Annotated in this window: 24 protein-coding genes and 1 pseudogene; 12 read left to right on the top strand and 13 right to left on the bottom strand. The window is 72.3% G+C overall.

All coding sequences use genetic code 11. The features are described 5' to 3' along the window. Positions 1–11 precede the first annotated feature (11 nt). The 12 genes from cmk to F7P10_RS42915 all read right to left on the bottom strand — a co-directional run bounded on the left by cmk (position 12) and on the right by F7P10_RS42915 (position 12,064). Positions 12–674, bottom strand: a complete 663-nt coding sequence (gene cmk, locus F7P10_RS37610; RefSeq protein ID WP_254716227.1) for a (d)CMP kinase — start codon at positions 672–674, stop codon at positions 12–14. Positions 675–846: 172 nt separating this feature from the next. Next, a complete protein-coding gene (locus F7P10_RS37605; RefSeq protein WP_254716226.1) occupies positions 847–1,953 on the bottom strand; it encodes a prephenate dehydrogenase in 1,107 nt (368 codons plus the stop codon). 28 nt (positions 1,954–1,981) lie between these two features. Next, positions 1,982–2,344, bottom strand: a complete 363-nt coding sequence (gene aroH / locus F7P10_RS37600; RefSeq protein ID WP_151016794.1) for a chorismate mutase — start codon at positions 2,342–2,344, stop codon at positions 1,982–1,984. Between the two features lie 31 nt (positions 2,345–2,375). Continuing rightward, positions 2,376–3,107 carry a pseudouridine synthase gene (locus F7P10_RS37595; RefSeq protein WP_151016793.1) on the bottom strand — a complete coding sequence of 244 codons (732 nt, stop codon included), beginning with the start codon at positions 3,105–3,107 and terminating at the stop codon, positions 2,376–2,378. Positions 3,108–3,125: 18 nt separating this feature from the next. Continuing rightward, positions 3,126–3,719: an SMC-Scp complex subunit ScpB gene (scpB, locus tag F7P10_RS37590; RefSeq protein WP_151016792.1), complete on the bottom strand. Its 594-nt coding sequence runs from the start codon at positions 3,717–3,719 to the stop codon at positions 3,126–3,128. Beyond that, the gene (locus F7P10_RS37585; RefSeq protein ID WP_254716847.1) at positions 3,716–4,603 is read right to left on the bottom strand and encodes a ScpA family protein; all 888 of its coding nucleotides are present in this window, start codon (positions 4,601–4,603) and stop codon (positions 3,716–3,718) included. Before F7P10_RS37585 ends, scpB begins: the two co-directional genes overlap by 4 nt. A gap of 271 nt (positions 4,604–4,874) precedes the next feature. Further along, positions 4,875–5,435: a hypothetical protein gene (locus tag F7P10_RS37580; RefSeq protein WP_151016790.1), complete on the bottom strand. Its 561-nt coding sequence runs from the start codon at positions 5,433–5,435 to the stop codon at positions 4,875–4,877. 79 nt (positions 5,436–5,514) lie between these two features. Next, positions 5,515–6,330 carry a ParA family protein gene (locus tag F7P10_RS37575; protein ID WP_151016789.1) on the bottom strand — a complete coding sequence of 272 codons (816 nt, stop codon included), beginning with the start codon at positions 6,328–6,330 and terminating at the stop codon, positions 5,515–5,517. 234 nt (positions 6,331–6,564) lie between these two features. Continuing rightward, positions 6,565–7,506, bottom strand: coding sequence for a site-specific tyrosine recombinase XerD (xerD, locus tag F7P10_RS37570; RefSeq protein ID WP_151016788.1), 942 nt, complete (start codon positions 7,504–7,506; stop codon positions 6,565–6,567). 232 nt (positions 7,507–7,738) lie between these two features. Then, positions 7,739–8,377, bottom strand: a complete 639-nt coding sequence (locus F7P10_RS37565; RefSeq protein WP_151016787.1) for an NUDIX hydrolase — start codon at positions 8,375–8,377, stop codon at positions 7,739–7,741. Further along, positions 8,374–10,077, bottom strand: a complete 1,704-nt coding sequence (locus F7P10_RS37560; RefSeq protein ID WP_151016786.1) for a CTP synthase — start codon at positions 10,075–10,077, stop codon at positions 8,374–8,376. The genes F7P10_RS37565 and F7P10_RS37560 overlap by 4 nt, the downstream gene beginning before the upstream one ends. A 256-nt stretch (positions 10,078–10,333) precedes the next feature. Then, entirely contained in the window at positions 10,334–12,064 is a 1,731-nt protein-coding gene (locus F7P10_RS42915) for a hypothetical protein (RefSeq protein WP_176611807.1), read from the bottom strand. A gap of 383 nt (positions 12,065–12,447) precedes the next feature. On the opposite strand from F7P10_RS42915, the gene pip reads away from it, so the two are divergent. The 9 genes and pseudogenes from pip to ehuA all read left to right on the top strand — a co-directional run bounded on the left by pip (position 12,448) and on the right by ehuA (position 20,619). Further along, positions 12,448–13,416 carry a prolyl aminopeptidase gene (pip, locus tag F7P10_RS37550; RefSeq protein ID WP_151016785.1) on the top strand — a complete coding sequence of 323 codons (969 nt, stop codon included), beginning with the start codon at positions 12,448–12,450 and terminating at the stop codon, positions 13,414–13,416. Between the two features lie 682 nt (positions 13,417–14,098). After that, a complete protein-coding gene (ectA, locus tag F7P10_RS37545; RefSeq protein ID WP_151016784.1) occupies positions 14,099–14,647 on the top strand; it encodes a diaminobutyrate acetyltransferase in 549 nt (182 codons plus the stop codon). 61 nt (positions 14,648–14,708) lie between these two features. Beyond that, positions 14,709–15,971, top strand: coding sequence for a diaminobutyrate--2-oxoglutarate transaminase (ectB, locus tag F7P10_RS37540; protein WP_151016783.1), 1,263 nt, complete (start codon positions 14,709–14,711; stop codon positions 15,969–15,971). 97 nt (positions 15,972–16,068) lie between these two features. Then, the gene (locus F7P10_RS37535; RefSeq protein WP_151016782.1) at positions 16,069–16,464 is read left to right on the top strand and encodes an ectoine synthase; all 396 of its coding nucleotides are present in this window, start codon (positions 16,069–16,071) and stop codon (positions 16,462–16,464) included. Next, positions 16,461–17,368 (top strand): annotated as a pseudogene (gene thpD, locus F7P10_RS37530) (ectoine hydroxylase). The gene F7P10_RS37535 and the pseudogene thpD overlap by 4 nt, the downstream one beginning before the upstream one ends. Positions 17,369–17,484: 116 nt before the next feature. Next, positions 17,485–18,372 carry an ectoine/hydroxyectoine ABC transporter substrate-binding protein EhuB gene (ehuB, locus tag F7P10_RS37525; RefSeq protein WP_151016780.1) on the top strand — a complete coding sequence of 296 codons (888 nt, stop codon included), beginning with the start codon at positions 17,485–17,487 and terminating at the stop codon, positions 18,370–18,372. A gap of 3 nt (positions 18,373–18,375) precedes the next feature. Continuing rightward, complete coding sequence (gene ehuC / locus F7P10_RS37520; protein ID WP_151016779.1) at positions 18,376–19,089, top strand: ectoine/hydroxyectoine ABC transporter permease subunit EhuC; 714 nt, start codon at positions 18,376–18,378, stop codon at positions 19,087–19,089. Further along, entirely contained in the window at positions 19,089–19,742 is a 654-nt protein-coding gene (gene ehuD / locus F7P10_RS37515) for an ectoine/hydroxyectoine ABC transporter permease subunit EhuD (RefSeq protein ID WP_151016778.1), read from the top strand. Before ehuC ends, ehuD begins: the two co-directional genes overlap by 1 nt. After that, complete coding sequence (gene ehuA, locus F7P10_RS37510; protein ID WP_151016777.1) at positions 19,729–20,619, top strand: ectoine/hydroxyectoine ABC transporter ATP-binding protein EhuA; 891 nt, start codon at positions 19,729–19,731, stop codon at positions 20,617–20,619. Before ehuD ends, ehuA begins: the two co-directional genes overlap by 14 nt. A 59-nt stretch (positions 20,620–20,678) precedes the next feature. Here the strand turns inward: ehuA and F7P10_RS37505 are convergent, their stop codons facing one another. Next, a complete protein-coding gene (locus tag F7P10_RS37505; RefSeq protein ID WP_151016776.1) occupies positions 20,679–21,332 on the bottom strand; it encodes an HD domain-containing protein in 654 nt (217 codons plus the stop codon). Between the two features lie 101 nt (positions 21,333–21,433). Between F7P10_RS37505 and F7P10_RS37500 the strand changes: the two genes are divergently transcribed. From F7P10_RS37500 to F7P10_RS37490, 3 genes are read left to right on the top strand one after another with little or no spacing between them, the layout of a single operon-like run. Then, positions 21,434–22,420 (top strand): GlxA family transcriptional regulator, encoded by a 987-nt coding sequence (locus F7P10_RS37500; protein ID WP_151016775.1) that lies wholly within the window; start codon positions 21,434–21,436, stop codon positions 22,418–22,420. A gap of 45 nt (positions 22,421–22,465) precedes the next feature. Next, positions 22,466–23,632 (top strand): thiolase family protein, encoded by a 1,167-nt coding sequence (locus F7P10_RS37495; RefSeq protein ID WP_151016774.1) that lies wholly within the window; start codon positions 22,466–22,468, stop codon positions 23,630–23,632. 4 nt (positions 23,633–23,636) lie between these two features. Next, entirely contained in the window at positions 23,637–24,041 is a 405-nt protein-coding gene (locus tag F7P10_RS37490; RefSeq protein WP_151016773.1) for a Zn-ribbon domain-containing OB-fold protein, read from the top strand. Positions 24,042–24,043: the final 2 nt, after the last annotated feature.

The following is a 24,043-nucleotide window of genomic DNA, read 5'->3' as shown; positions in this document are numbered from 1 at the left end:
TTGCGGCCCGCTCACTCCCGCTCTTTGGCGAGGCGGACGACCGCCTCGATGACCTCGTCGAGCCCCAGCTCGGTCGAGTCGATCTCGTGCGCGCCGGCCGCCTTCGTCAGCGGCGACGCCTTCCGGGTCGAGTCGATCCGGTCCCGGCGGGCCTGCTCGGCCTGCGTGACCTGCACCGACACGTCCGGGTCGGCCTCCAGTTCCTTCGCCCGGCGGGCCGCCCGCACCTCCTCGCTCGCGGTCAGGAACACCTTGACCGCGGCGTCCGGCGCGACCACCGTGCCGATGTCGCGGCCCTCGACCACGATGCCGCCCGCACCGATGATCTCGCGCTGCAGATCGACCAGCCGGGTACGGACCGCGGGGACGGAGCTGACCGCGCTGACCGCGTTGGTGACCTCGCGCGTGCGGATCGGCCCGGACACGTCCGCGCCGTCGACCGCGATCGCCGGCGCGTCCGGATCGGTGCCGCACTCGATCGCCGGCTCCAGCGCGCGGGCCGCGACGGCGCTCGCGTCCTCCACCGGCACCCCGGCGCGCAGCATCCACCAGGTCATGGCGCGGTACATGGCGCCCGTGTCCAGGTAGCGCAGGCCCAGCGCGCGGGCCACGCCCTTGGACGCGCTCGACTTGCCCGACCCGGAGGGTCCGTCCATGGCGATGACGAGCGGCACGATCGCTCCCCTTCTCTGTTCGTCGGAGCGCCCCGCGGCGCTGCCGCCGGGCGAACGGGCGGTGCTCGTCGCGCCGTCTCGGCGTGCGTGTCCCCCCGTACGAGCCCCGGCGCATCAGGCTACCGGCCCGCGGGCACCCCCGGCGCCGTGCCGGCCGCGCGGTCCGGCCGGCTCAGGCCTCGGTGGGGCGCCCCGGCACGGACCAGCCGCGGGCGCGCAGCTCGTCGGCGAGCCGGTCCGCCGCCTCGGGGGCCACCGACAGCTCCAGCACGCCCAGCGGCCGTCCCGGCGAATGCTCGATCGTCACGTCCTCGATGTTGACCCCGGCCACCCCCGCCGCCTGGAACACCATCGCCAGCTCGCCGGGACGGTCCGGGATCACCACCTGGACGGGCGTGTACGCGGACTGGCCGCCGCCGTGCTTGCCCGGGATGCGGGACCGGCCCGCGTTCCCCCGCAGCAGCAGGTCGGCGACGTGCGCGGCGGCGCCCTCGCTGCCGTCGCGCAGCAGCGAGGCGGCCACCGCGAGATCGGTGGCGACGCCCTCCAGGACGTCCGCGACCGGCTGCGCGTTCGCCGCGAGGATCCCGATCCACAGCCTCGGGTCGCCGGCGGCGATCCGGGTGACGTCCCGGACGCCCTGCCCCGCGAGGCCCAGCGCCGTGTCGTCGGCACCGGTCAGCCGGGCCGCGACCGCGGCCGACACCACGTGCGGGCCGTGCGAGACCAGCGCTACCGCCCGGTCGTGCTCGGCCGCGTCCACCGTGACGGGCATCCCGCCGCAGGCCCGCGCCACCGCGGCGACCCGCTCGACGGCGTCCGGATCGGCCTCCGGCCCGGGCGTCAGCGCCCACGGACGGCCGAGGAACAGGTCCGCGCGCGCGGCGCCCGGCCCGGACCGCTCGCTGCCCGCGAGGGGATGGCCCGGCACGAACACCGACATGTCGCAGCCGAGCTCGGCCGCCTGCGCCAGCGGCAGCGCCTTCACGCTGGCCACGTCGGTGTAGACCGACGCGAGGCCGCGCTTCTGCGCGTCCAGCAGCGTCACCGCCACGGCGGCGGGCGGCACGGCGAGGACGGCCAGGTCCGCCGGGCCGGCCGGGGCGCCGTCCGGCAGCGCCTCCCCGGCGCCGAGTTCGACGGCGAGCTCCAGCGCCGCCGCGTCCCGGTCGGTCAGCAGGACCCGCGCGCCCCGCTCCCGGGCGGCCAGGGCGATCGAGGTGCCGATCAGCCCCGTCCCGACCACGGTGATGCGGAGGCCCGCCAGTTCGTCGTTCACGCCGTCACCCTATTCGCTTCCGCGCGTTCTACTGTGCTATGTCCAGCCGGAGGGCCGTCGCCCCGCGCAGGTACACGTGCTGGACGTCCGAGCGGGGGCGGTCCGTCTCGATGTGCGCCATCAGCCGGATTACCAGCGGCAGGGCATGCGGCACGCCGATCTCCGTCGCGCACAGCAGCGGCACCTCGTGGAAGCCGAGCTTGCGCGCGGCGAGCGCCGGGAACTCGGCCGTGATGTCCGGCGTCACCGTGAAGATCACGCTGATGACGTCGTCGGTGGTGAGCCCGTTGCGGCCCATCACCTCGCTGACGAGCTCCGTCGTCGCCGCCAGGATCTGCTCCCGGTCGTCGGCGTCGATCTGCGTCGCCCCGCGGACCGCGCGTACCGCCACTTGCCATCCCCTCGTCGTCGTCCGCCCGCGGCTACAGCCCGACGGCCTTGTACAGTTCGCCGACCTCCCGCACGGTCAGCGCGCGCATCCCGCCCGGCTTCAGCTGCCCCAGCTTGATCGGCCCGAACTCTACGCGGGCCAGCTGCTGCACCGGGAATCCGGCCTCCTTCAGCAGCCGCCGCACGATGTGCTTGCGCCCCTCGTGCAGGGTGATCTCCACGAGCACGCGGCGGCCGACCTGATCGAAGATGCGGAACCCGTCGGCCTTGGCGGGGCCGTCGTCCAGCGTCACCCCGGCCTTCAGCCGCCGGCCGAGGTCGCGCGGGATCGGGCCGTGGATCTCGGCGAGGTAGGTCTTGTTCACGCCGTAGCTGGGGTGGGTCAGCCGGTGCGACAGCTCCCCGTCGTTGGTGAGGAGGATCAGCCCCTCGGTGTCGGTGTCGAGGCGACCGACGTGGAAGAGCCGCTCGGGCACCTCGACGAAGTCCGCGAGGGACTTGCGGCCCCGCTCGTCCGACATCGTGCTGACCACGCCGCGTGGCTTGTTGATCATGTAGTACCGCATCTCGGAGCGGGTCTCGACCCGCCGGCCGTCCACATGGATGACGGCGCGGTGCGGGTCGACGCGCTCGCCGAACCGGAACACCTTCTTGCCGTTCACGGTGACACGGCCCTCGCCGATCAGGTCCTCGCAGTGGCGGCGGCTGCCGATCCCGGCCTCCGCCAGGACCTTCTGCAGCCGCACGCCTTCGTTCTCGCTCACGTTTCCTCGATCATCTCGTCAGCCGTCGATCATCTCGTCGGGCAGCTCGTCGGGCAGGTAGGGGGCCAGCTCGGGGAGCTCGTCGAGGTCACGCAGCCCCAGCCGCTCCAGGAAGTACCCGGTGGTGCGGTAGAGGTGCGCCTGCGACGACGGGTCCTGCCCGGCGTCCTCGATGAGGCCGCGCAGCGCGAGCGTCCGCATCACGCCGTCGCTGTTGACCCCGCGGATCGCCGACACCCGCGCCCGGCTCACCGGCTGCCGGTAGGCCACGACGGCGAGGGTCTCGAGCGCGGCCTGGGTGAGCCGCGCCTGCCGTCCGTCCGTCACGAACCGCTCCACGACCGGGGCGCACACGTCCCGGGTGTAGAACCGCCAGCCGCCGGCGACCTCCCTGAGGTCGAACCCCCGGCGCTGCGCGGTGTATTCCGCCGCCAGCTCCCGGACGGCCGCCGCGATCTGCGGGCGGGGCCGCTCCAACAGCTCCGCGAGCGTGAGCTCGGCGACCGGCTCGTCGACGACCAGCAGGATCGCCTCGATCGCGGCGTGCAGGGTCGGGCCGTCCGGGTCGTCGAGCGGGCCGGCGGGCTCGTCGGTGATCGGCTCCTGGGTCATCGTCCCCCCTCATCGTCGTCGGACGCACCGTCGTCGGAGGCACCGTCGGGCGCACCGTCGGGCGCGCCTTCGCTGGACTCGCTCCCGGACGGCTCGGCGCTCTCCCCGTCGCGTTCCCCGTCGGCCTTCGGCGCGCCCTCGTAGTCGTCGCCGACCGCGACGTCGCCCTCGTCGGTGCCGGTCCAGGCGACGTGCAGCTCGCCGAGCGGCTCGTCCTGCCGGAACGCCACGGCCTGCTCCCGGTACAGCTCCAGCAGCGCCAGGAACCGCGCGACGACCTCGTAGGTGCCGTCGGCGTCGGCGGCCAGGACGCGGAACGTCGTGTCGCGCAGCCGCCGCAGCATCGCCACGACGATCTCCGCCTGCTCCTTGACGCTCGCCTTCGGCTGGTACATGTGCTCGACCGACACCGACGGCGGCGCCTTGGGCGTCATCGCGCGGGCGGCGAGCCGGGCGAACTCGTCCGGGCCGAGGCCGAGCAGCACCTCGGGCAGCAGGTTCGCGAACCGCGGCTCCATCGGGACCAGCCGGGGGTAGCGGCGGCCGTGCTCGGCGATCCGCGCGGCGAGGACCTGCGCGACCTCCTTGTACGCGCGGTACTGCAGCAGCCGCGCGAACAGCAGGTCGCGGGCCTCCAGCAGCGCGAGGTCCTCCTCGTCGTCGACCTCCCCGGACGGCAGCAGCCGCGCCGCCTTGAGGTCCAGCAGGGTCGCGGCGATCAGCAGGAAGTGGCTGGCCTGGTCCAGGTCCCAGTCCTGGCCGTGGGAGCGGATGTGCGCGATGAAGTCGTCGGTGACCTTGTGGAGGGAGACCTCGGTGATGTCCAGCTTGTGCTTGGAGATCAGCCCGAGCAGCAGGTCGAACGGCCCGTCGAAGTTGTCCAGGTGAACGTGGAAGCCGCCCTCCGCGGCGGCCTCGGCGGAGGCCTCCGCCGCGGGCTCCGGTTCCGGGTCTCCCGATTCCGGCGACGGCGGTTCCGGGGGCGTCTCCTCCACGTCGCTCACCGTAGCGGAGCCCACCCGCTCCTCCCCCCGTTCCGCCACGCCCGCACGCCGTTCACCGGCGCGCCGTCCACCGGCCACATCGTCCCATGCCCGCGAGGGTGCGCGGGCCCGGAACGCGAGGCGGGCGGGACGGGACGGGCCGCGTCGGCGGTCAGCCCCCGGTGATCCGGTCGACGAGGGCGTCGACGTCGGCCTTGGTGAAGTCCCCGCTGATCATGACCTCGCCGCCGGTGATGGGCTGCATCACCGCCGGGGCGGAGACGATCTCCTCACCGACCACGATGGCGATCCGCTGGCCGGGCGTTCCCGCCGGTGCCGCGGCGACCTTCTCGGTCAGCCGGGCGAAGGCGTCCGCGTCGTTCCCGGTGAGCTTGATCTCGATGGCCCAGGAGCCGGACGACTCCGCGATGACCGCTTCGATCTGCTCGACGCGCGCGACCCTGAACCCGCCGGGGTCCAGCAGCAGGCAGCCGCCGGTGGCGTTCTCGGGCAGGAAGCCGGGCGGGCACGGGCGGCCCCGCGACTCGTCGGCGACCGGCGCGAACTCCAGCGGCATCCGCAGGTGCACGGGGTCGCTCGCGCCGTGCTCGGCCGGCCCCATCCCCTCGTGGACGGCGGTGACGGGGCGCGTCAGCAGGTAGACCGCGAACGCGCCCACCGCGACCACGATCAGGGCCGCGATCACCATGGCCGCGATCACGAGCCCCGGCACCGAACCTCCGGGCCGGGACGGCTGCGGCCCCAACGGCGGCCCATGCTGATTCATTTGGCGTTCCGGGGGTCGGGACGGGCTAGGCCGCCCAATGGGCGAGGACCTCGCGCGCCAGCGAGCGGTAGGCGTTCGCGCCCATCGAGTTGGGGTCGAAGAAGGTGATCGGCTCGCCCGCGACGGTCGCGTCGGGGAAGCGCACGGTCCGGTTGATGACCGTGTGGAACACCTTCTCGCCGAACGCCTCGACGATGCGCCCGAGCACCTCGCGGGTGTGCAGGGTGCGCGAGTCGTACATCGTCCCGAGGACGCCGTCGATGACCAGTTCCGGATTGATCCGGCCCTGCACCTTTTCGATCGTCTCCATCAGCAGCGCGACCCCGCGCATCGCGAAGTACTCGCATTCGAGCGGGATCAGCACGCCCTCGCTGGCCGCCAGCGCGTTGATCGTGAGCAGGCCGAGGGACGGCTGGCAGTCGATCAGGATGTAGTCGTAGTGCGGGCGGGCCGACTTCAGCGCCTGCTGCAGGATGTACTCGCGCCCCACCTCGTGGACGAGCTGCACTTCCGCCCCGGACAGGTCGATGTTGCTCGGCAGCAGGTCCATGCCCTCGACGCTCGTCTCGATGACCACGTCGTCCCACTCGGTGTCGGCCTCGAGCAGCAGGTTGTGGATCGTCACGTCGAGCTGGCGCGGATCGCCCTTGCCGAGGCCGACCGACAGCGCGCCCTGCGGATCGAAGTCCACGAGCAGGATGCGGCGGCCGAACTCGGCGAGCGCGGCACCCAGATTTATGGTCGTCGTGGTCTTGCCTACGCCGCCCTTCTGGTTGCAGATGGCGACGATGCGCGCGGGTCCGTGCTCGGCCGGGATCACAGGTTCCGGAAAATCGGGCACGGGTCGCTGAGTCGGGCCGAGGGCCCGACTCGGATCGGTCTCTATGGTGGCGGAGGAGAGGCCTCCATCCGCACCGTTCGTGCTGGTCACCAGATCCCTCCCCGGCGGCCGGAAATGCCGTCCAGAACGGGGACTCTATGGCCCCCTACCATGCCCTCACAAGGCGACGCGCGCCGATCGTCGGTATTTGTCGGCGCCGCGTCACCGCCGATTCCCGCCCGGTCAAGCGGCCGGTCAGGCACCGGATCGGGAACTCCGTGCACGGGGATGCGAGGTGGCGTAGACCTCGCGCAGGAGCTGCACCGTGACCAGAGTGTAGACCTGCGTGGTGGTCACCGAGGCGTGCCCCAGCAACTCCTGCACGACGCGCACGTCCGCTCCGCCGTCCAGCAGGTGGGTCGCGAAGGAGTGCCGGAGGGTGTGCGGGGAGACGTCCGACAGCTGGGCGCGCTCGGCGGCGGCGCGCAGCACCATCCACGCGCCCTGCCGCGACAGGCGCCCGCCGCGCGCGTTCAGGAACAGGGCGGGGCCGCCCCGCCCGGCTCCGGCCAGTTCGGGACGGGCCCGCACCAGGTAGGCGTCCACGGCGCGGGCGGCGTAGTCGCCGACGGGGACCACGCGGTCCTTGCCGCCCTTCCCGGCGACGCGGGCGACTCCTTCGGCGAGGTCGAGGTCGTCGACGTCCAGCCCGACGGCCTCGGAGATCCGGGCGCCCGACCCGTACAGCAGCTCGAGCAGGGCGCGGTCGCGCAGGCCGCGCGCCGTGCGGGCGTCCGCGGCGGACCAGCCGGACGCCGCCGCGAGCAACCGCTCGACGTCCTGTACGGAGATCGCCTTGGGGAGCCGGCGCGGCGGCGTCGGCGGCTTGACGCCGTGCGCGGGGTCGTCGGGGGCGTGGCCCTCGCGCAGCGCGAACCGGTGCAGGCCGCGGACGGCGACGAGCGCGCGCGCCGCCGAGCCGGCCGACAGCGGCGGGTGGTCGGGGTCGCCCTCGCGCAGGACGAGCAGGAAGCCGCGGACGTCGTGCTCGGTGATCTCGTCGATCGCGGTGCGGCCCATCAGCCGCATCACCCGCAGGTACCGGGCGAGGTCGCGGCGGTAGGCGCTCAGGGTGTTGGCGGCCAGGCCGCGTTCGACGGCGAGATGCCCCAGGTAGGTGTCGGCGAGCGCGGCCAGCGGGGTCGCCGGCGCGCCGGCGTCCGCGCCGGTCTCCGTGCCGGCGGACGCGTCCGTGTCCGCGGGCTCGGCCGGGGGCCGTCCGGCGCTGCGGCGGGTCGTGCTCGGGGACAGTGCGGCACCTCTTCCGGCGGTCGGTCCGGCGCGCGGCGCGGCCGATCCGCCCGGCGCCGGCCGATGGGGACGAGCCCATCATGCCCCCTCGCGCGGGGCGAGGGGGCGCCGATCGGGCTCAGTCCTCGGGCGCGTCGAGGGGCCGCAGCCCCGCGAACCCGGCGGCGCGGGCGGCGTGCGCGGCGAGGACGCCGGTCACGGCGATCATGTTGTGCACCTCGCCGGCGAGGACCTTGCGGACCGCCTCGTCGAGCGGGACCCACACGACGGGCATGTCGGCCTCCTCGTGGATCCGCTCGAAGTCGATCTCGTCGGCGGGGACCTCGGTGAGGTCGCGGGCGAGGAACAGCCGGACCCGCTCGTCCGACATGCCGGACGAGGGGTACACGTCGGCGAGGGTGTCCCAGCGCTCGGCCCGGTACCCGGCCTCCTCCAGCAGTTCCCGCCGCGCGAGCTCGTGCAGCGGCTCCCCCGCCACGTCCCGCAGCCCGGCGGGCGCCTCCCACAGCAGCCGCCCGACCGGGTGCCGGTACTGGCGGACGAGCAGGACCCTGTCGCGGTCGTCGAGGGCGATGATGCCGACGGAGCCGGGGTGCTCGATGACGTCCCGTCCGACGACCTCGCTGCCGTCGCCGCGCGGCATCTCCACCCGGTCGCGCCGGACGTTGAACACGTGCCCCTCGAAGGGGGTGCTGGCCCCGACGACGCGCCAGCGTTCGGGGCGGTCGCGGACGTCGTCCGGTCCGAGCCCGCTCACGACGCGGCCACGGCGCCGGGCGCCCGGCCCCGGCCGTGCTCCCCGGCGTAGCCGATCGCGGCGGCGATCAGGCCGGTGAACAGGGGGTGCGGGCGGGTCGGCCGGGAGCGGAACTCCGGGTGCGCCTGCGTGCCGACGAAGAACGGGTGCCGGTCGCGGGGCAGCTCGACGTACTCGACGAGCCGCCCGTCGGGCGACAGGCCGCTGAACCGCAGCCCCGCCTCGACGAGCCGGTCGCGGTAGTCGTTGTTGACCTCGTAGCGGTGCCGGTGCCGTTCGGCGACCTTCGACTCCGCGTACAGCTCGCGGACGATCGAGTCCTCGGCGAGGTCGGCGGGGTAGAGCCCGAGCCGCATCGTGCCGCCCATGTCGCGCTCGCCGGCGACGACGTCGAGCTGGTCGGCCATCGTCGCCACGACGGGGTCGGCGGTGGTCGCGTCGAACTCGGCGCTGCCGGCGCCGGGGATCCCGGCCAGCTCGCGGGCCGCCTCGATCACCATGCACTGGAGGCCGAGGCAGATGCCGAGCAGCGGGACGCCGTTCTCGCGGGCGTGCCGGACGGCGCCGAGCTTGCCCTCGATGCCGCGGACGCCGAACCCGCCCGGGATCAGCACGCCGTCGACGCCGTCCAGCTCGCGCTTGGCGCCTTCGGGCGTCTCGCAGTCGTCGCTCTTGACCCAGCGGATGCGGACCTTGGCGTCGTTGCCGAACCCGCCGTGCCGCAGCGCCTCGGTGACCGACAGGTACGCGTCGGGCAGGTCGATGTACTTGCCGACGAGCGCGATCGTCACGTCGTGGGCGGGCCGGTGGACGCGGCGCAGCAGCTCGTCCCACGCGCCCCAGTCGACGTCGCGGAACGGCAGGTCGAGGCGGCGGACGACGTAGGCGTCCAGGCCCTCGGAGTGCAGCACCTTCGGGATGTCGTAGATGCTGGCGGCGTCGACGGCGGACACGACGGCGTCGCGTTCCACGTCGCACATCATGCCGATCTTGTCCTTGAGCCCGTCGGTGATCGGCCGGTCGGAGCGGCACACGATCGCGTCGGGCTGGATGCCGATGGAGCGCAGCGCGGCCACCGAGTGCTGCGTCGGCTTGGTCTTCAGCTCCCCGGACGGGCCGATGTAGGGCAGCAGCGAGACGTGCAGGAAGAAGCAGTTCTCGCGGCCGATCTCGTGCCGGATCTGCCGGACCGCCTCCAGGAACGGCTGCGACTCGATGTCGCCGACGGTCCCGCCCACCTCGGTGATCACGACGTCGACCTCGGCGCCGTCCGAGCCGTCGGCCATCCCGCGGATGCGGTCCTTGATCTCGTTGGTGATGTGCGGGATGACTTGCACGGTGTCGCCCAGGTACTCGCCGCGCCGCTCCTTGGCGATGACGTTCGAGTAGACCTGGCCGGTGGTGACGTTCGCCGAGCCGTGCAGGTCGGTGTCCAGGAAGCGCTCGTAGTGGCCGATGTCGAGGTCGGTCTCGGCGCCGTCGTCGGTGACGAAGACCTCGCCGTGCTGGAACGGGTTCATCGTGCCGGGGTCGACGTTGAGGTAGGGGTCGAGCTTCTGCATGGTGACCCGGAGGCCGCGGAGGGTGAGAAGCCGGCCCAGGCTGGACGCCGTCAGACCCTTGCCGAGGCTGGAGGCGACACCGCCGGTGACGAAGAGATGCTTGGTAGGACGTGATCTACCAGTGGCTGCCGAAGGCAAGAAGGCGCTCCCGTGGTCGTTGCGATGCGGACGGTACCGCGATGAGCCTGGAAAGGCTCACTGTCCACGGGCCACCAGGATAACAGTCGCGGGCCCGTGAGATGTCCGGAGGGCGAACGCCAGGCGGCGCGCCACTCCTGGTCAGGGGCCGGAACGGGGACGGACGGGACGGGTGGGGGCGGGCGTGCGCGCCGCCGGGCACGGGGCCCGGCGGCGGAGTGCCGTCCGTCGGATGCGGTCCGTCAGGGGCGGTCCGTCAGAGGCGGGGCGTCGCGGCGGTCGGCATGATCGTGCGCAGTTGGCGGGTCAGCTCGTCGATCAGCGACCGCGCCTGGTCCGCCGCGTTCTTGGCGGCGTCGCGTTCCTGGGACAGCTCGGCGATCGCGGCGCGCTGCTCGGTGACCGCCTGCGCGAGCTGGTCGACCCACTGGTCGCGTTCGGCGAGCTTCTCGGCGACCGCGTCACGCTCGGCCGCCATCTGGCGCATCCCCGCCACGGCCTTGTCGCGCTCCCGGCCGGCCTGGTCGGCGCGGCCGCGGGCCAGGGTGAGCTCCGACTCGGCGCGGGCCTGCGCCTGGACGGCCGCCTCGCGCGCCCGCTCGGCCTCCTCGCGTCCCTTGGCGGCGGCGTCGCGCTCCCGCTCGGCTTTCTTGCCCGCCTCCAGCGACTGGGCGGCGGTGTCGAGGGCCTGCTGCCGCTCGGACTCGGCGGCCTCGGCACGGCGCTGTCCCTCGGTGGCGCGGCGCTCGGACTCCTGCGCGCGGCGTTCGGCGTCCTGGGCGCGCCGGTCGTTCTCCTGCGCGCGGCGCTCGGCGACCTCGGCGCGGCGGCGGGTCTCCTCCGCCTCCTTCCCTGCGGCGACCACGGCGTGCTGGAGGTTCTGCGCGGTCATCTCCGCGTCGGAGACCTTCGCGCGCAGGGCGGTCAGCTCGGCATGCGCGGTCTCCAGCGCCCGGGACAGCTCGGAAGCCTGCTCGGCGGCGCGGTCGCGTTCGGACTCGGCGCCGCGGCGGCCGCCGACGGCGTCCTCGACGGCGCGCAGCGCGTCGTCGCGCGCCTCGCTCATGGCGTCGCGCTGCTGGATGGCCTGCCGGACGGTCGCCTCGGCCTCGGCAACGCGGTGTTCGGCCTGCTCGACCTGGGCGCGGGCCTGTGCCGCCTGCCCCTGGGCCTGCTCCATCTGGGTGCGGGCCTGCTCGGCCTGCGCGCGCGCCTGGTCGGCCTGGATCCGCGCCTGCTCGGCCTGTCCGCGGGCCTGGTCGGCCTGGGCACGTCCCTGCTGCGCCTGGTTCCAGGCGGCGGCCGCGTCCCGCTGGGCGGCCTCCTTCTCCGTCTGGAGGTTGGCGATCTGGGCGACGGCCTCGTTCTGCACCTCGGTGGCGCGCCGCTCGGCCTCGGCGATCTTGCGTTCGGCCTCGACGGCGCGGCGGTCGGCCTCCTCGGCCTGCCCCCGCGCGCGCTGCACCTCGCCCCACGCCGCCGCCGCGTCCCGCTGCGCCGACTCCTTCTCCGACTGGACGGCCGAGACCTGCGACGCGGCGTCGGCCTGGACGTCGGTGATGCGGCGTTCGGCCTCGACGGCGCGGCGGTCGGCCTCCTCGGCCTGCCCCCGCGCGCGCTGCACCTCGCCCCACGCCGCCGCCGCGTCCCGCTGCGCCGACTCCTTCTCCGACTGCAGGGCCGTGACCTGCGACGCGGCGTCGGTCTGCGCCTCGCTGACCTTGCGCTCTCCGGCGGCGAGGGCGTCGCCGATGAGGTCCGCCATCTGGCGGAGCCGCTCGACGATGTCCCAGGGCTGCGCCTCGGGCTGCTCGGGCTCCGGCCGGGCGGTCTCGCCGGGCTGGTCGGCCTTGGTCATCTGGATCGGCTGCTGGGCGGCAGGCACGGAGACGTCCGACCCGCGGGAGGGGTCACGTCCCATCGCGGGCCAGGGGGAGCCCGGCTCCGGGACTCCGCGCGAACCACCCGATCCGTTCAGCTCGCTCACTGCTCTCCTCGACTGGCGGCCCGGGGCCGCGTTCGCGGGGCTGGTGTGCACGTCGTGTGCGCGGGGCCGCCCGTGGACATGGCGCTCGCTTCACTCCTCGCCCGCAGGCTCGTCGCTTCGCTCACGGAAGGCACTCTAGTCCGGACCGGCGAAACGTTTGCCCAGTTTGGGGTTTAGTTTCGTGCTCCCGGTCCGGCGTTCACGCACGCAGCGCGCCTGATCAACCGTCTATCACGGCCCTGGACGGGGCCGTGCGGGCTTCCTCGGACGGTGCCACGACTCACACCCCCGCGCCACCCCGTGCCCACCGTCGGTGACGGTCGCCGGGGGCGCGGCGCGGCGGACGGACGCGCGAGCGCGCGCGGGTGCGACAATCCCGGACCATGGAGCTCCGCACGCTGTACCCGCCCATCGAACCCTACGACTCCGGGCTGCTCGACGTGGGCGACGGCAACCGCGTGTACTGGGAGGTCTGCGGGAACCCGGAGGGCAAGCCCGCCGTCATGCTGCACGGCGGGCCGGGCGGCGGGTGCAGCCCGGCGCACCGCCGGCAGTTCGATCCCGAGGCGTACCGGATCGTGCTGTTCGACCAGCGCAACTGCGGCCGGAGCGAGCCGCACGCGAAGGACCCCGCGGTGTCGCTGGAGGCGAACACCACGTGGCATCTGGTGGCCGACATGGAGCGGCTCCGCGAGCACCTCGGGATCGACCGCTGGCTGGTCTTCGGCGGGAGCTGGGGCAGCGCGCTGGCGCTGTCCTACGCGCAGACGCACCCGGAGCGCGTCACCGAACTGGTCCTGCGCGGGATCTTCACGCTGCGGCCGTTCGAGCTGTACTGGTTCTACCAGGAGGGCGCGTCGCTGATCTTTCCCGATCTGTGGGAGCGGTACGTCGAGCCGATCCCCGAGGACGAGCGCGAGGACCTCGTCTCCGCGTTCCACGAGCGGCTGAACTCCCCCGACCGGGACGTCCGGGTGGCGGCGGCCCGCGCCTGGTCCACCTGGGAGGGGTCGACGCTCACGCTGCGCCCGGACGAGGAGCTGGCGAGCGGCTTCGGCGAACCCGACTACGCGGTCGCGTTCGCCCGGATCGAGAACCACTACTTCGTGAACGAGGGCTTCTTCGAGGAGGACCAGCTGATCCGGGACGTCGGCAAGATCCGCCACATCCCGGCCGTCATCGTGCAGGGCCGCTACGACATGTGCACGCCCGTGGCGACGGCTTGGGACCTGCACCGCGCGTGGCCGGAGGCGGACCTGCACATCGTCGACGACGCCGGGCACGCCTACAGTGAGCCGGGAATCCTGCATCACCTCATCGAGGCGACCGACCGGTTCGCCCGCACCCGCTGAGTCATCCGCCCGCTGAGTCCCCCGCCCGCCGAATCCTCCGCCCGCCCGATCCCGGCCGGGCGAGCCCGCCGCTCCGAGCCTTCGTCCGACCCGCTCGCCCGATCCCGCTAACGGTCCGTCCCCAACCCCCGATGTGCCCCGTCCGGAACCGGACGGCGTCACACCGGCCGGAACCCGCCCCGGTGGGCGTCCGGAGCGCCCGAAACCTGAGATCGCCTTACCGCACGGCGCGTTCCCCCTGCCGCCGAGGTAAGCCCTTCGGGGGCTTGCAGGGTGATCCGCGCCCCTCCCAGGATCCGCGCCGACGCCACCTCCCCCACTCGCCCCACCTGGCGCGATGCGGAGGCCGTCCGCCCCTGGCCGACGTGACGCCCACCGCACTCGCGTCGTTCACGTTAAATCTTAGTGACTTACCTCACACAACCGATACACAAATCGCCCCTTCAAGCGATGACAGGACATTAAGCTTCCGTTCAGGAAGGCGATCTACGCCCCCGGAGGCGAAGTCGGCAGTAGCCCCTGCGTATCGCGGGGAAATGCCGGTTCCGAGGGGCCGCCGCACCGATTAATCACCCGCGAAATTGTTAAGCACATCACCATACCCACTGCGCGACCTCGCTAAACATCTCGCAGATAACATTACTCTGCGATCACGGGCCGGGATTCGGTAAGTTGCCTGGACATGGCAGCGCAATCCCTGGAAACAACGACCCGACGCCCGGACGCGAACGAGACGAACGAGGACGTGCGACTCCAGGAGCCCAGCCTGACCGACGGCCCCGAGATGTGGCGGCTGGCCCGGGACTCCAAGGTCCTGGACGTCAACTCGCCGTACAGCTACACGCTCTGGTGCCGCGACTTCGCCGACACGTCCGTCGTCGCCCGCGACGCGGGTGTCCCCTGCGGCTTCATCACCGGCTACACCCGCCCGTCCAGCGCCGACACGTTCTTCGTGTGGCAGGTCGCGGTCGATCATGACCACCGCGGGCAAGGACTGGCCAGGCGCATGCTCGACGAGCTCGCCGATCGCCTCGCCGCCCGAGGCCACCGGTACCTGGAGGCCACCGTCACCCCGGACAACGCCGCGTCCACCGCGATGTTCGAGTCGTTCGCGCGGGCCCGGGGGTGCGAACTCGTCCGCAGCCCGCTGTTCGGCTCGGAGCACTTCCCCGAGGGGGGACACGAGCCCGAGGTGCTCTTCCGGATCGGCCCGATCAAGGCCACCGACTGACGCACGATCTGACGCAACGATCGTCCGCTTCACTCCATCCCGACCTGCCGGAGGCAGAATCATGGACACTTTCGCCCGCATGGAATCGGAAGTCCGCGGCTACTGCAGGGGTTGGCCCACGGTGTTCACCAGCGCCCAGGGCAGCCACATGACCGATGAGAACGGCCGCACCTACCTCGATTTCTTCGCCGGTGCGGGGACGCTGAACTACGGGCACAACAACCCGCAGCTGAAACGGCGCCTCCTGGACTACCTCGCGAGCGACTCCATCGTCCACAGCCTGGACATGTACACCTCGGCCAAGCGGGAGTTCCTGGAACGGTTCAACGAGTTCGTGCTGTCGCCGCGCGGCCTGGACTACAAGGTCCAGTTCCCCGGCCCGGCGGGCAACAACTCGGTCGAGGCCGCCCTCAAGCTGGCGCGCAAGTACACCGGGCGTGAGACCGTCGTCAGCTTCACGAACGCCTTCCACGGCATGACGCTCGGGGCGCTGGCGGTCACCGGCAACTCGATGAAGCGCACCGGTGCCGGCGTGCCGCTGGGGCACGGCGTCGCGATGCCCTACGACAACTACCTCGACGGCCGCACGCCCGACTTCCTGCTGTTCGACACGATGCTGGACGACAGCGGCAGCGGCCTCGACAAGCCCGCCGCCGTGATCGTCGAGACGGTCCAGGGCGAGGGCGGCATCAACGTCGCCACCGCCGAGTGGCTGCGCGGGCTGCAGGACCTGTGCCGCCGCCACGAGATCCTCCTGATCGTCGACGACGTCCAGATGGGCTGCGGCCGCACCGGCGCGTTCTTCTCCTTCGAGGAGGCCGGGATCACCCCGGACATCGTCTGCCTCTCCAAGTCGCTCAGCGGCTACGGCCTGCCGTTCGCGGTGACCCTCATGCGCCGCGAGCTGGACGTCTGGGAGCCCGGCGAGCACAACGGGACGTTCCGCGGCTTCAACCCCGCGTTCGTCACCGCCGTCGGCGCCCTGGAGGACTACTGGGCCGGCGAGGGCATGGAGAAGCAGACCCTCGCCAAGGGCCAGCAGGTCCAGACCGCGCTGGAGGAGATCGCGCTGTCGCACGCCGGCGCCGTCGACTCGGTGCGCGGCCGCGGCCTCGCGTGGGGCCTGGTCATGAAGGACCCGGAGACGGCCCCCAAGGTCTGCGGCGAGGCGTTCAAGCGCGGGCTGCTGATGGAGACCTCCGGTCCGGAGGGCGAGGTGGTCAAGCTGCTGCCGCCGCTCACCGTGACCGAGACCGAGCTCGGCCGCGGCCTGGAGATCATCGCCGACTCCGTCGAGGCCGTCCGCTCGACCGTGACGGTCTGAACCGACCGTCCCGCACGGGGACCGGGCGGGCCCTTCGCGATCGGGCCCGCCCCCGAGGCCGTCACCGGCCGCCCCCGCCGATCGAAAGAGGAGATCAATGATCGTTCGTTCCCTGAAGGAGATCATCGGCACCGAGCGCGATGTTCAGGCGCCCACGTGGCACAGCCGCCGGTTCGTGCTGGCCAAGGAGGGCGTCGGCTTCTCGATGCACGAGACCGTGCTGTACGCCGGGACGGAGACCAAGATGTGGTACGCGAACCACATCGAGGCCGTTTACTGCATCGAGGGCGAAGGGGAGCTGATCAATCACGAGAACGGTGAGAAGCACCGTATCGAGCCCGGCGTCATGTACCTGCTCAACGAGCACGAACACCACACTCTGCATGCACACACCGATGTCAAGACGGTCTGCGTGTTCAACCCGCCCGTGACCGGGCGGGAGGTGCATGACGAGAACGGGGTCTACCCGCTGCTCACAGAGGAGGACGCATGAGCATCATCGAGTCGCACCCGACCATCGACGACGCCTATCCCACGCGCAAGGGCGCCGAGGCCGCGCTCCTGTACCGACAGGACCCGGTGGTCTACGGCAGTCCCGGCGAGGGTCCCATCGATGAGGCGACCCTCGACTCCTTCGAGGCCAACGGCTTCCTGAACGTCGACCAGCTGATCGCGCCGGAGGAGGTCGAGGACTACCGCGCCGAGCTGCGCCGGCTGTCCGCCGACCCGCAGGTCCTGGCCGACGAGCGCACGGTCACCGAGCGCGGGTCGGACGAGGTCCGGTCCATCTTCGAAGTCCACAAGATCAGCGAAGTCTTCAACGCGCTCGTCAAGGACCCGCGCGTCGTCGGCCGGGCCCGGCAAATCCTGGGTTCGGACGTTTACGTGCACCAGAGCCGGGTCAACTACAAGCCGGGCTTCACCGGCAAGGACTTCTACTGGCACTCTGACTTCGAGACCTGGCACGCGGAGGACGGCATGCCTCGGATGCGCGCGGTGAGCATCTCCATCGCGCTGACCGAGAACTTCGTGCACAATGGCGCCCTCATGATTATGCCGGGCTCGCACAAGACGTTCGTGGCGGCCGTCGGGGAGACCCCCGCCGAGCACTACAAGGAGTCGCTGCGCAGCCAGGAGATCGGGACCCCCGACCCGGCCAGCCTGTCCATCCTCGCCGACAAGCACGGCATCGAGCTGTTCACCGGCACCGCCGGCTCGGCGACCATGTTCGACTGCAACTGCATGCACGGCTCCAACGGGAACATCACGCCGTTCCCGCGGTCCAACGTGTTCATCGTGTTCAACAGCGTGGAGAACACGTGCGTCGAGCCTTTCTCGGCGCCCTCCCCCGCCCCACGTTCATCGGCGCGCGCGACTTCACCCCCGTCCGCGATTGACACCGATGGCGTAACAATTCAATAACCGGACCAAGGTCGTCGCGCCCGCGGAGGCATATCGTCTCCGCGGGCGCGACGTTCGCCCCCCAAGAAACCCCCCGAGCAGGAGTTCGACGATGACTTCCTCACGACGCGATTTCCTCCGCTCCGCCGTTCTGCTGTCCGCCGCGGTGCCCCTCGCCGCGGCGGGTTGCTCCACGACGGACCCGGAGACCGAGGCCAGCGGCGGCGGCACGCTCCAGAAGGCGAAGGACGCCGGCAAGATCAAGGTCGGCTTCGCCAACGAGGCCCCGTACGGCTTCACCGACAGCTCCGGGAAGCTGACCGGTGAGGCCCCCGAGCTGGCCCGCGTCATCTTCAAGAACCTCGGCATCGACGAGATGGAGGGCGTCCAGGTCGACTTCGGCGGCCTGATCGGCGGGCTGAACGCCAAGCGCTTCGACGTCATCGCGGCCGGCATGTTCGTCACGCCCGAGCGCTGCCAGTCGGTGGCCTTCTCGGACCCCGAGTACGTCGCCAAGAGCGCGCTCATGGTCGAGGAAGGCAACCCGATGGGGCTCACCGACGGCAAGACCCTCGCGTCCGAGGGCGCCAAGGTCGGCGTGCTGACCGGCGCCGTCGAGCAGGGCTACGCCGAGAGCCTCGGCGTCAAGGACGTCCAGACGTTCCCGGACCAGGCGAGCGCCTACTCCGCCATCAAGTCCGGCCGGATCGACGCCATCTGGCTCACCCGCATCTCGCTCGCCGACCTGCTGTCCAAGCACGAGGGCGAGGGCTACGAGGTCACCGAGGCGTTCACCCCCGTCGTCGACGGCAAGGAGCAGTTCGGCGCGGGCGCCTTCGCGTTCCGCAAGGCCGACACGGAGCTGCTGAACGGCTTCAACGCGGAGCTGAAGAAGCTGAAGGACGGGAACCAGCTGCTGCCGATCCTCCAGCCGTTCGGGTTCACCCAGGCGGAGATGCCCGGCCCGGACGACACGGCCGCCAAGTTCTGCAAGGGCTGATCCGTGTCCGAGGTCCTCAGCAACGACCAGTGGCTAGAGGGCGCGCTGACGACGATCCAGCTGACCGTCCTGGGTGCACTGCTGGCGCTGGTGCTCGCCCTGGCCCTCGGCCTGGCGGGCACCTCGCGCCACATGTGGGTGCGCGCCCTCAACCGCGTCTACGTGGAGTTCTTCCGCGGAACCCCGGCGCTGGTGCTGCTGTACTGGTTCTTCTACGCGCTTCCCCTCGTCGGCTTCCGGTTCACTCCGATGCTCGCGGCGGTGCTCGCCCTCGGCCTGAACGTCGGCGCGTACGGGGCCGAGGTGGTGCGCGGTGCGATCAACGCCGTGCCCAAGGCCCAGTACGAGGCGGCGATCGCGCTGAACTTCACGCCCCTCCAGCGGATGCGGCACGTCCTGCTTCCGCAGGGGATCGCGCTCATGCTGCCGCCGTTCGGCAACCTGCTCATCGAGCTGATGAAGGCCACGGCCATCGTGTCCCTGATCGGCCTGGTCGACCTGACACGGGTGTCGAAGAACCTGCAGAGCAGCCTGGGTGAGACCGTCACGGTCTTCGCCGTCGTCCTGGTGTTCTACTTCGTGATCGCGCAGGTCCTGCAGCTGTTCGTCCGCTACGCGGAGCGCCGCGTCGACCGGATGCTCGGCCGCCGCGGCGGCCACGAGCCGTCCCTGAAGTCCGTCGCCGCGGGCGCTCCCGGAGCGGGGGTGACCGGCTGATGCAGTGGGACACCGGGTACGCCGTCGACGTCCTCCCGGCCCTGCTCGAGGGGCTGCGCGTCACCGTCCTCGCGACGCTGATCGCCTACGCGATCGCCCTGGTCCTCGGGCTGGTGTGGACGCTGCTGCGGCGGGCCCCGAACGTGGTCGTCCGGCAGACGACGCGGTGGGTGACCGAGTTCATCCGGTCCACGCCGCTGATCCCGCAGCTGTTCTTCGTCTACTTCGTCTTCCCCGACTGGGGCCTGACGCTGGAGTCGCTCACCGCCGGGATCATCACGCTCGGCGTCCACTACTCCACCTACACGGCGGAGGTGTACCGCGCGGGCATCGCTGACATCCCGAAGGGGCAGTGGGAGGCGTGCACCGCGCTCAACCTGCCGAAGTCGCGGGTCTGGCTGGACGTGATCCTGCCGCAGGCGGTCCGGCGCGTCATCCCGACCCTCGGGAACTACCTGATCGCGACCTTCAAGGACACGCCGATGCTGCTGGCGATCAGCGTCCACGAGGTGCTCTTCGTCGCGTTCGACGAGGGCGCCAAGACCCTGAAGTACCTGGAGCCGCTGACCGTCGCGGGCCTGATCTTCGTCCTGGTCAGCGTGATCTCCTCGATCATCGTCCGCCGCCTGGAGAGGCGTTATGCCACCAACTGACACCGCACCCGAAGACCCGAGGCCCGCGGACAACGAGGGCGTCCCGACCACGAAGGAGGTCCGCGAGGGCGCCCCGGGCGACCCGGCCGGGCGGCCGGCGCGGAGCGGCGCTCCGGGCATCCGCTTCGAGAAGGTGGTCAAGCGGTTCGGCAGCAACGTCGTGCTCCGCGAGCTCGACTTCAGCGTGCGTCCCGGCGAGCGGGTGACGCTCATCGGGCCGTCCGGGTCGGGCAAGACCACGATCCTGCGGTTGCTGATGACGCTCGAGAAGCTCGACGAGGGCGTCATCCGGGTCGGCGACGCCCCCCTGTGGCACATGGACAAGGGCGGCAAGCTCGTCGCGGCCAACGAGAAGCACCTGCACGAGATGCGCAAGCAGATCGGCATGGTGTTCCAGCAGTTCAACCTGTTCCCCAACATGAACGTGCTCCGCAACCTCACCGAGGGCCCGGTGCGCGTGCTGGGGCTGTCCAAGGACGAGGCCGTCGAGCGCGCCCGCGGCCTGCTGGACATGGTCGGGCTGGCCGACAAGGAGGACGCCCACCCGAGCAGGCTGTCGGGCGGCCAGCAGCAGCGGGTGGCGATCGCGCGGGCACTGGCCATGCAGCCCAAGGTGCTGCTGCTGGACGAGGTCACCTCGGCGCTCGACCCCGAGCTGGTCGTCGGCGTCCAGGACCTGCTGCGCGACATCGCCCGCGAGAGCGACCTGACGTTGCTGTGCGTCACGCACGAGATGCACTTCGCCAGGGACATCTCGGACCGGGTCCTGATGTTCGACCAGGGCCAGATCGTCGAGGAGGGCCCGCCGGACCAGATCTTCGGCGAGCCCACCGAGCAGCGCACGCGGGACTTCCTGCAGGCCGTCCTGGCCTCCTGACTCCCGCCGCGTGCGCCCGCGTCCCGCTCCGGGACGCGGGCGCACGCGCGTTCGGGCCGTCAGGCGACTCCCGGCCACGCCCCCAGGGCCGCCTCGGCGAATCGCTCCTCGGGAAGCTCGACGCCGGCCTGCCGGGCGAGTTCGCCGGGGAACGAGCCCAGCGGCGCCTTGCGCGGGTCGCGGGCGATCTGGCCGACGATCGCGTGCAGGAGCTCCGGGCTCGATCCCAGCCGGGGGTACGCCGCATGCGCCCGGTCGGCGAGCCCGCCGGGGAGGGCGTCCGCCCCGAACCCGGCGACGTCGGCGCCGGCGCCGAGGTGGGTGAGCGCGATCTCGGGACGCATCCGGTGCGCGATGCCCCCGCTGGTGTGCAGGGCGATCGCCTCCCACACGAGGCGGACGCGGTCCTCCGCGAGCCCGTGCTCCCGCAGGAACGACGCGGCGAGGTCGGCGCCGTCCACCTCGAAGCGCGCGTGCCCGTCCCCTTCCTCGGTCAGCCCGGCGTCGTGCAGCGCGCACGCGAGGAACAGCGCCTCGTCGTCGTAGTCGGCGCCGGGGCGCAGCCCCCGGTGTTCCCCGAGGGCGCGCCCGAACAGGTAGGTGCGGATGCTGTGCCCGGCGATGGCCGCGGTCTCGATCGCGAAGGCGTGGTCGTACGCCTTGCGGGTCAGGTCGGTGTCGGGTGCGTCGAACTCGGTGAAGAAGTCGGCCACGTGGTCTCCTCGCTCGGGTGCCGGTGAACGTCACCGATCGTCCGCCGGAGCGCCCGTCCCCCGACAGTGGCCGTGCTGCCGATGTGCGCTACGTTCTGGCCATGACCCCCGCGGGACCGCACATCGTCGCCGTCCTCGCCCTGGACGGGGTCGTGCCGTTCGATCTCGCCGTCCCGGGCCAGGTGTTCGGGGCGACCACGACCGACCGGGGCGTCCCGCTGTACGAGGTGCGCGTGTGCGCCGGGCCGGGCGGCGCGGAGACGTCCGGGATGCTCGGCCGGATGCGGGTGGACGCCCCGTTCGGTCTCGACGCGCTCGCGAGCGCCGACACGATCGTCGTCCCCGGGCACGACGACCCCTACGATCCGCCGGGGCCCGTACTGGACGCGCTGCGCGCCGCGTCGGCCCGGGGCGCGCGCGTCACGTCCATCTGCGTGGGCGCGTTCGCCCTGGCCGCCGCCGGGCTCCTGGACGGGCGGCGCGCGACCACCCACTGGATGTTCGCGGCCCGGCTGGCCGAGCGCCACCCGGAGGTCGAGGTCGATCCTTCGGTGCTGTTCATCGACGAGGGGGCGGTGCTCACCTCGGCAGGGGTCGCCGCCGGGATCGACCTGTGCCTGCACGTCGTCCGCCGCGACCACGGCGCGGCCACCGCCGCCCGCACCGCCCGCCGGATCGTCATGCCGCCGCAGCGGGACGGGGGGCAGGCGCAGTTCATCCGGCACGCGGACCCGGCGGACACGGGCGGCGCGCTGCAACCGGTCCTGGCGTGGCTGGAGGCCAACCTGCACCGTCCGCTGGCGCTGGACGACATCGCGCGGCACGCGTCCGTCAGCGTGCGGACGCTCAACCGTCGATTCCGCGAGCAGGCGGGGACGACGCCGCTGCGGTGGCTCGCGGGGGCGCGGGTGCGAAGGGCGCAGCAGCTGCTGGAGACCACGGACCTGCCGGTCGAGCGGGTCGCCGCCGAGTGCGGGTACGGGTCGCCCGTGACCCTGCGGGCGCACTTCGCGCGCGGGGTGGGCGCGTCGCCGCAGGCGTACCGGAACGCTTTCCGCACCGCCCCTCCCACCACCCACCGAACGTGATTCGGTACCGTGGCCCGATGGACACGCTGGAGGGATGCACGACCGATGGGTGACGGCACGGCGATCGCAGGGCTCGGTATGACCGAGCTGGGCAAGGTTTACGGACGCAGCCCGCGCCGGTTCGCCGCGGACGCGGTGCGTCTCGCGGCGGCGGACGCGGGGCTCGCGCTCGGCGACGTGGACGGGCTGATCGTCAGCCACGGGCTGGGGGGCTCCCCCGGCATCGAGCTGGCGGACACGCTCGGGATGCGCGACCTGCGACTGCTCACGCAGATGAACTCCTTCGGCGCCACCGCCGGGGCGATGATCTCCTACGCGGCGACGTCCGTGCTGGCCGGTGCCGCGTCCGCGGTGGCGTGCGTGTTCGCGGACGCGCCGCTCAAGCCGAAGCAGTCGTCCGGTGCGGCCTACCACCGGGACGCCCGCGAGTGGTACGGGTTCGGCGGGATGACGGCGGCGCTCGGCCTGCGCAGCGTGAACTCGTTCTACGCGCTCGCCGCGCAGCGCCACATGGCCCGCTACGGCACCACCGGCGAGCAGCTCGGCGCGATCGCCGTCGCGACGCGCGAGTGGGCGTCCCGCAACCCGCTCGCGCAGATGCGCGACCCGATCACCCTCGAGGACCACCAGAACTCGCGCTGGGTCGCCGAGCCGCTGCACCTGCTGGACTGCTGCCTGGTCTCCAACGGGGCGATCGCGGTGATCGTCACGTCCGCCGAACGGGCCCGCGATCTCGCCCGCCCACCCGTCCATCTGTGGGGCTGGGGGCAGGGGCACCCGGGGCTGCGCAAGGAGCGCGGCAGCGAGTGGGGCCTCACCACCGGCGCCGTCTCGTCCGGGGCCACCGCGATGAAGATGGCGGGCGTCACCCCGTCGGACGTCACGGTCTGCGAGCTGTACGACTGCTACACCTACACGGTCCTGGTGTCGCTGGAGGACTACGGGTTCTGCGCCAAGGGCGAGGGCGGCGCGTTCGCCGCGTCCGGCGCCCTCGGCCCCGGCGGGTCGCTGCCGACCAACACCGGCGGCGGGCAGCTGTCGGCGTACTACATGTGGGGCATGACGCCGCTGTCGGAGGCCGTGATCCAGGCGCGCGGGGACGGCGGCGAGCGGCAGGCGCCGGACAACGACGTCATCCTGGTCAGCGGGAACGGCGGGATCCTCGACCACCACTCCACGCTGATCGTCAGCCCGCACCCGAAGGGAGCCTGACCCGATGGACATCGGCGTGCTGCGGCGGGACGGCCGCACCGACCCGTTCTTCGACGGCGCCGCCGCCGGGCGGCTCGTGATCAAGCACTGCGCGGACTGCGACCGCTGGCTGGCCCCGGACGCCGGCGACTGCCCGGACTGCGGGACGACCGGGCCCGGCTGGGCGGACGCGAGCGGCGAGGCGTCCCTCGTCACCTGGACCGTCACGCACGGGCGCCCGGCCGCGGACGGCACCGTCCCGCCTCCGGCGTTCCTGGCGCTGGTGGAGCTGGCCGAAGGGCCCTGGCTGCACGCCCGCCTGGACGGCGTCGAACGAGCGGCGCTGCGCGAGGGCCTGCGGCTGCGCGCGGCGTTCGTGCATCCGGAGGAAGGTGAGCCGTACCTGCTGTTCCGGCCCTGGACCGAATAAGA

The sequence above is a fragment of the Actinomadura sp. WMMB 499 genome, assembly GCF_008824145.1.
Lineage (GTDB): Bacteria > Actinomycetota > Actinomycetes > Streptosporangiales > Streptosporangiaceae > Spirillospora.
Note: the sequence above shows the minus strand (reverse complement) of the source record. Positions and strands in the feature narration are given on the sequence as shown.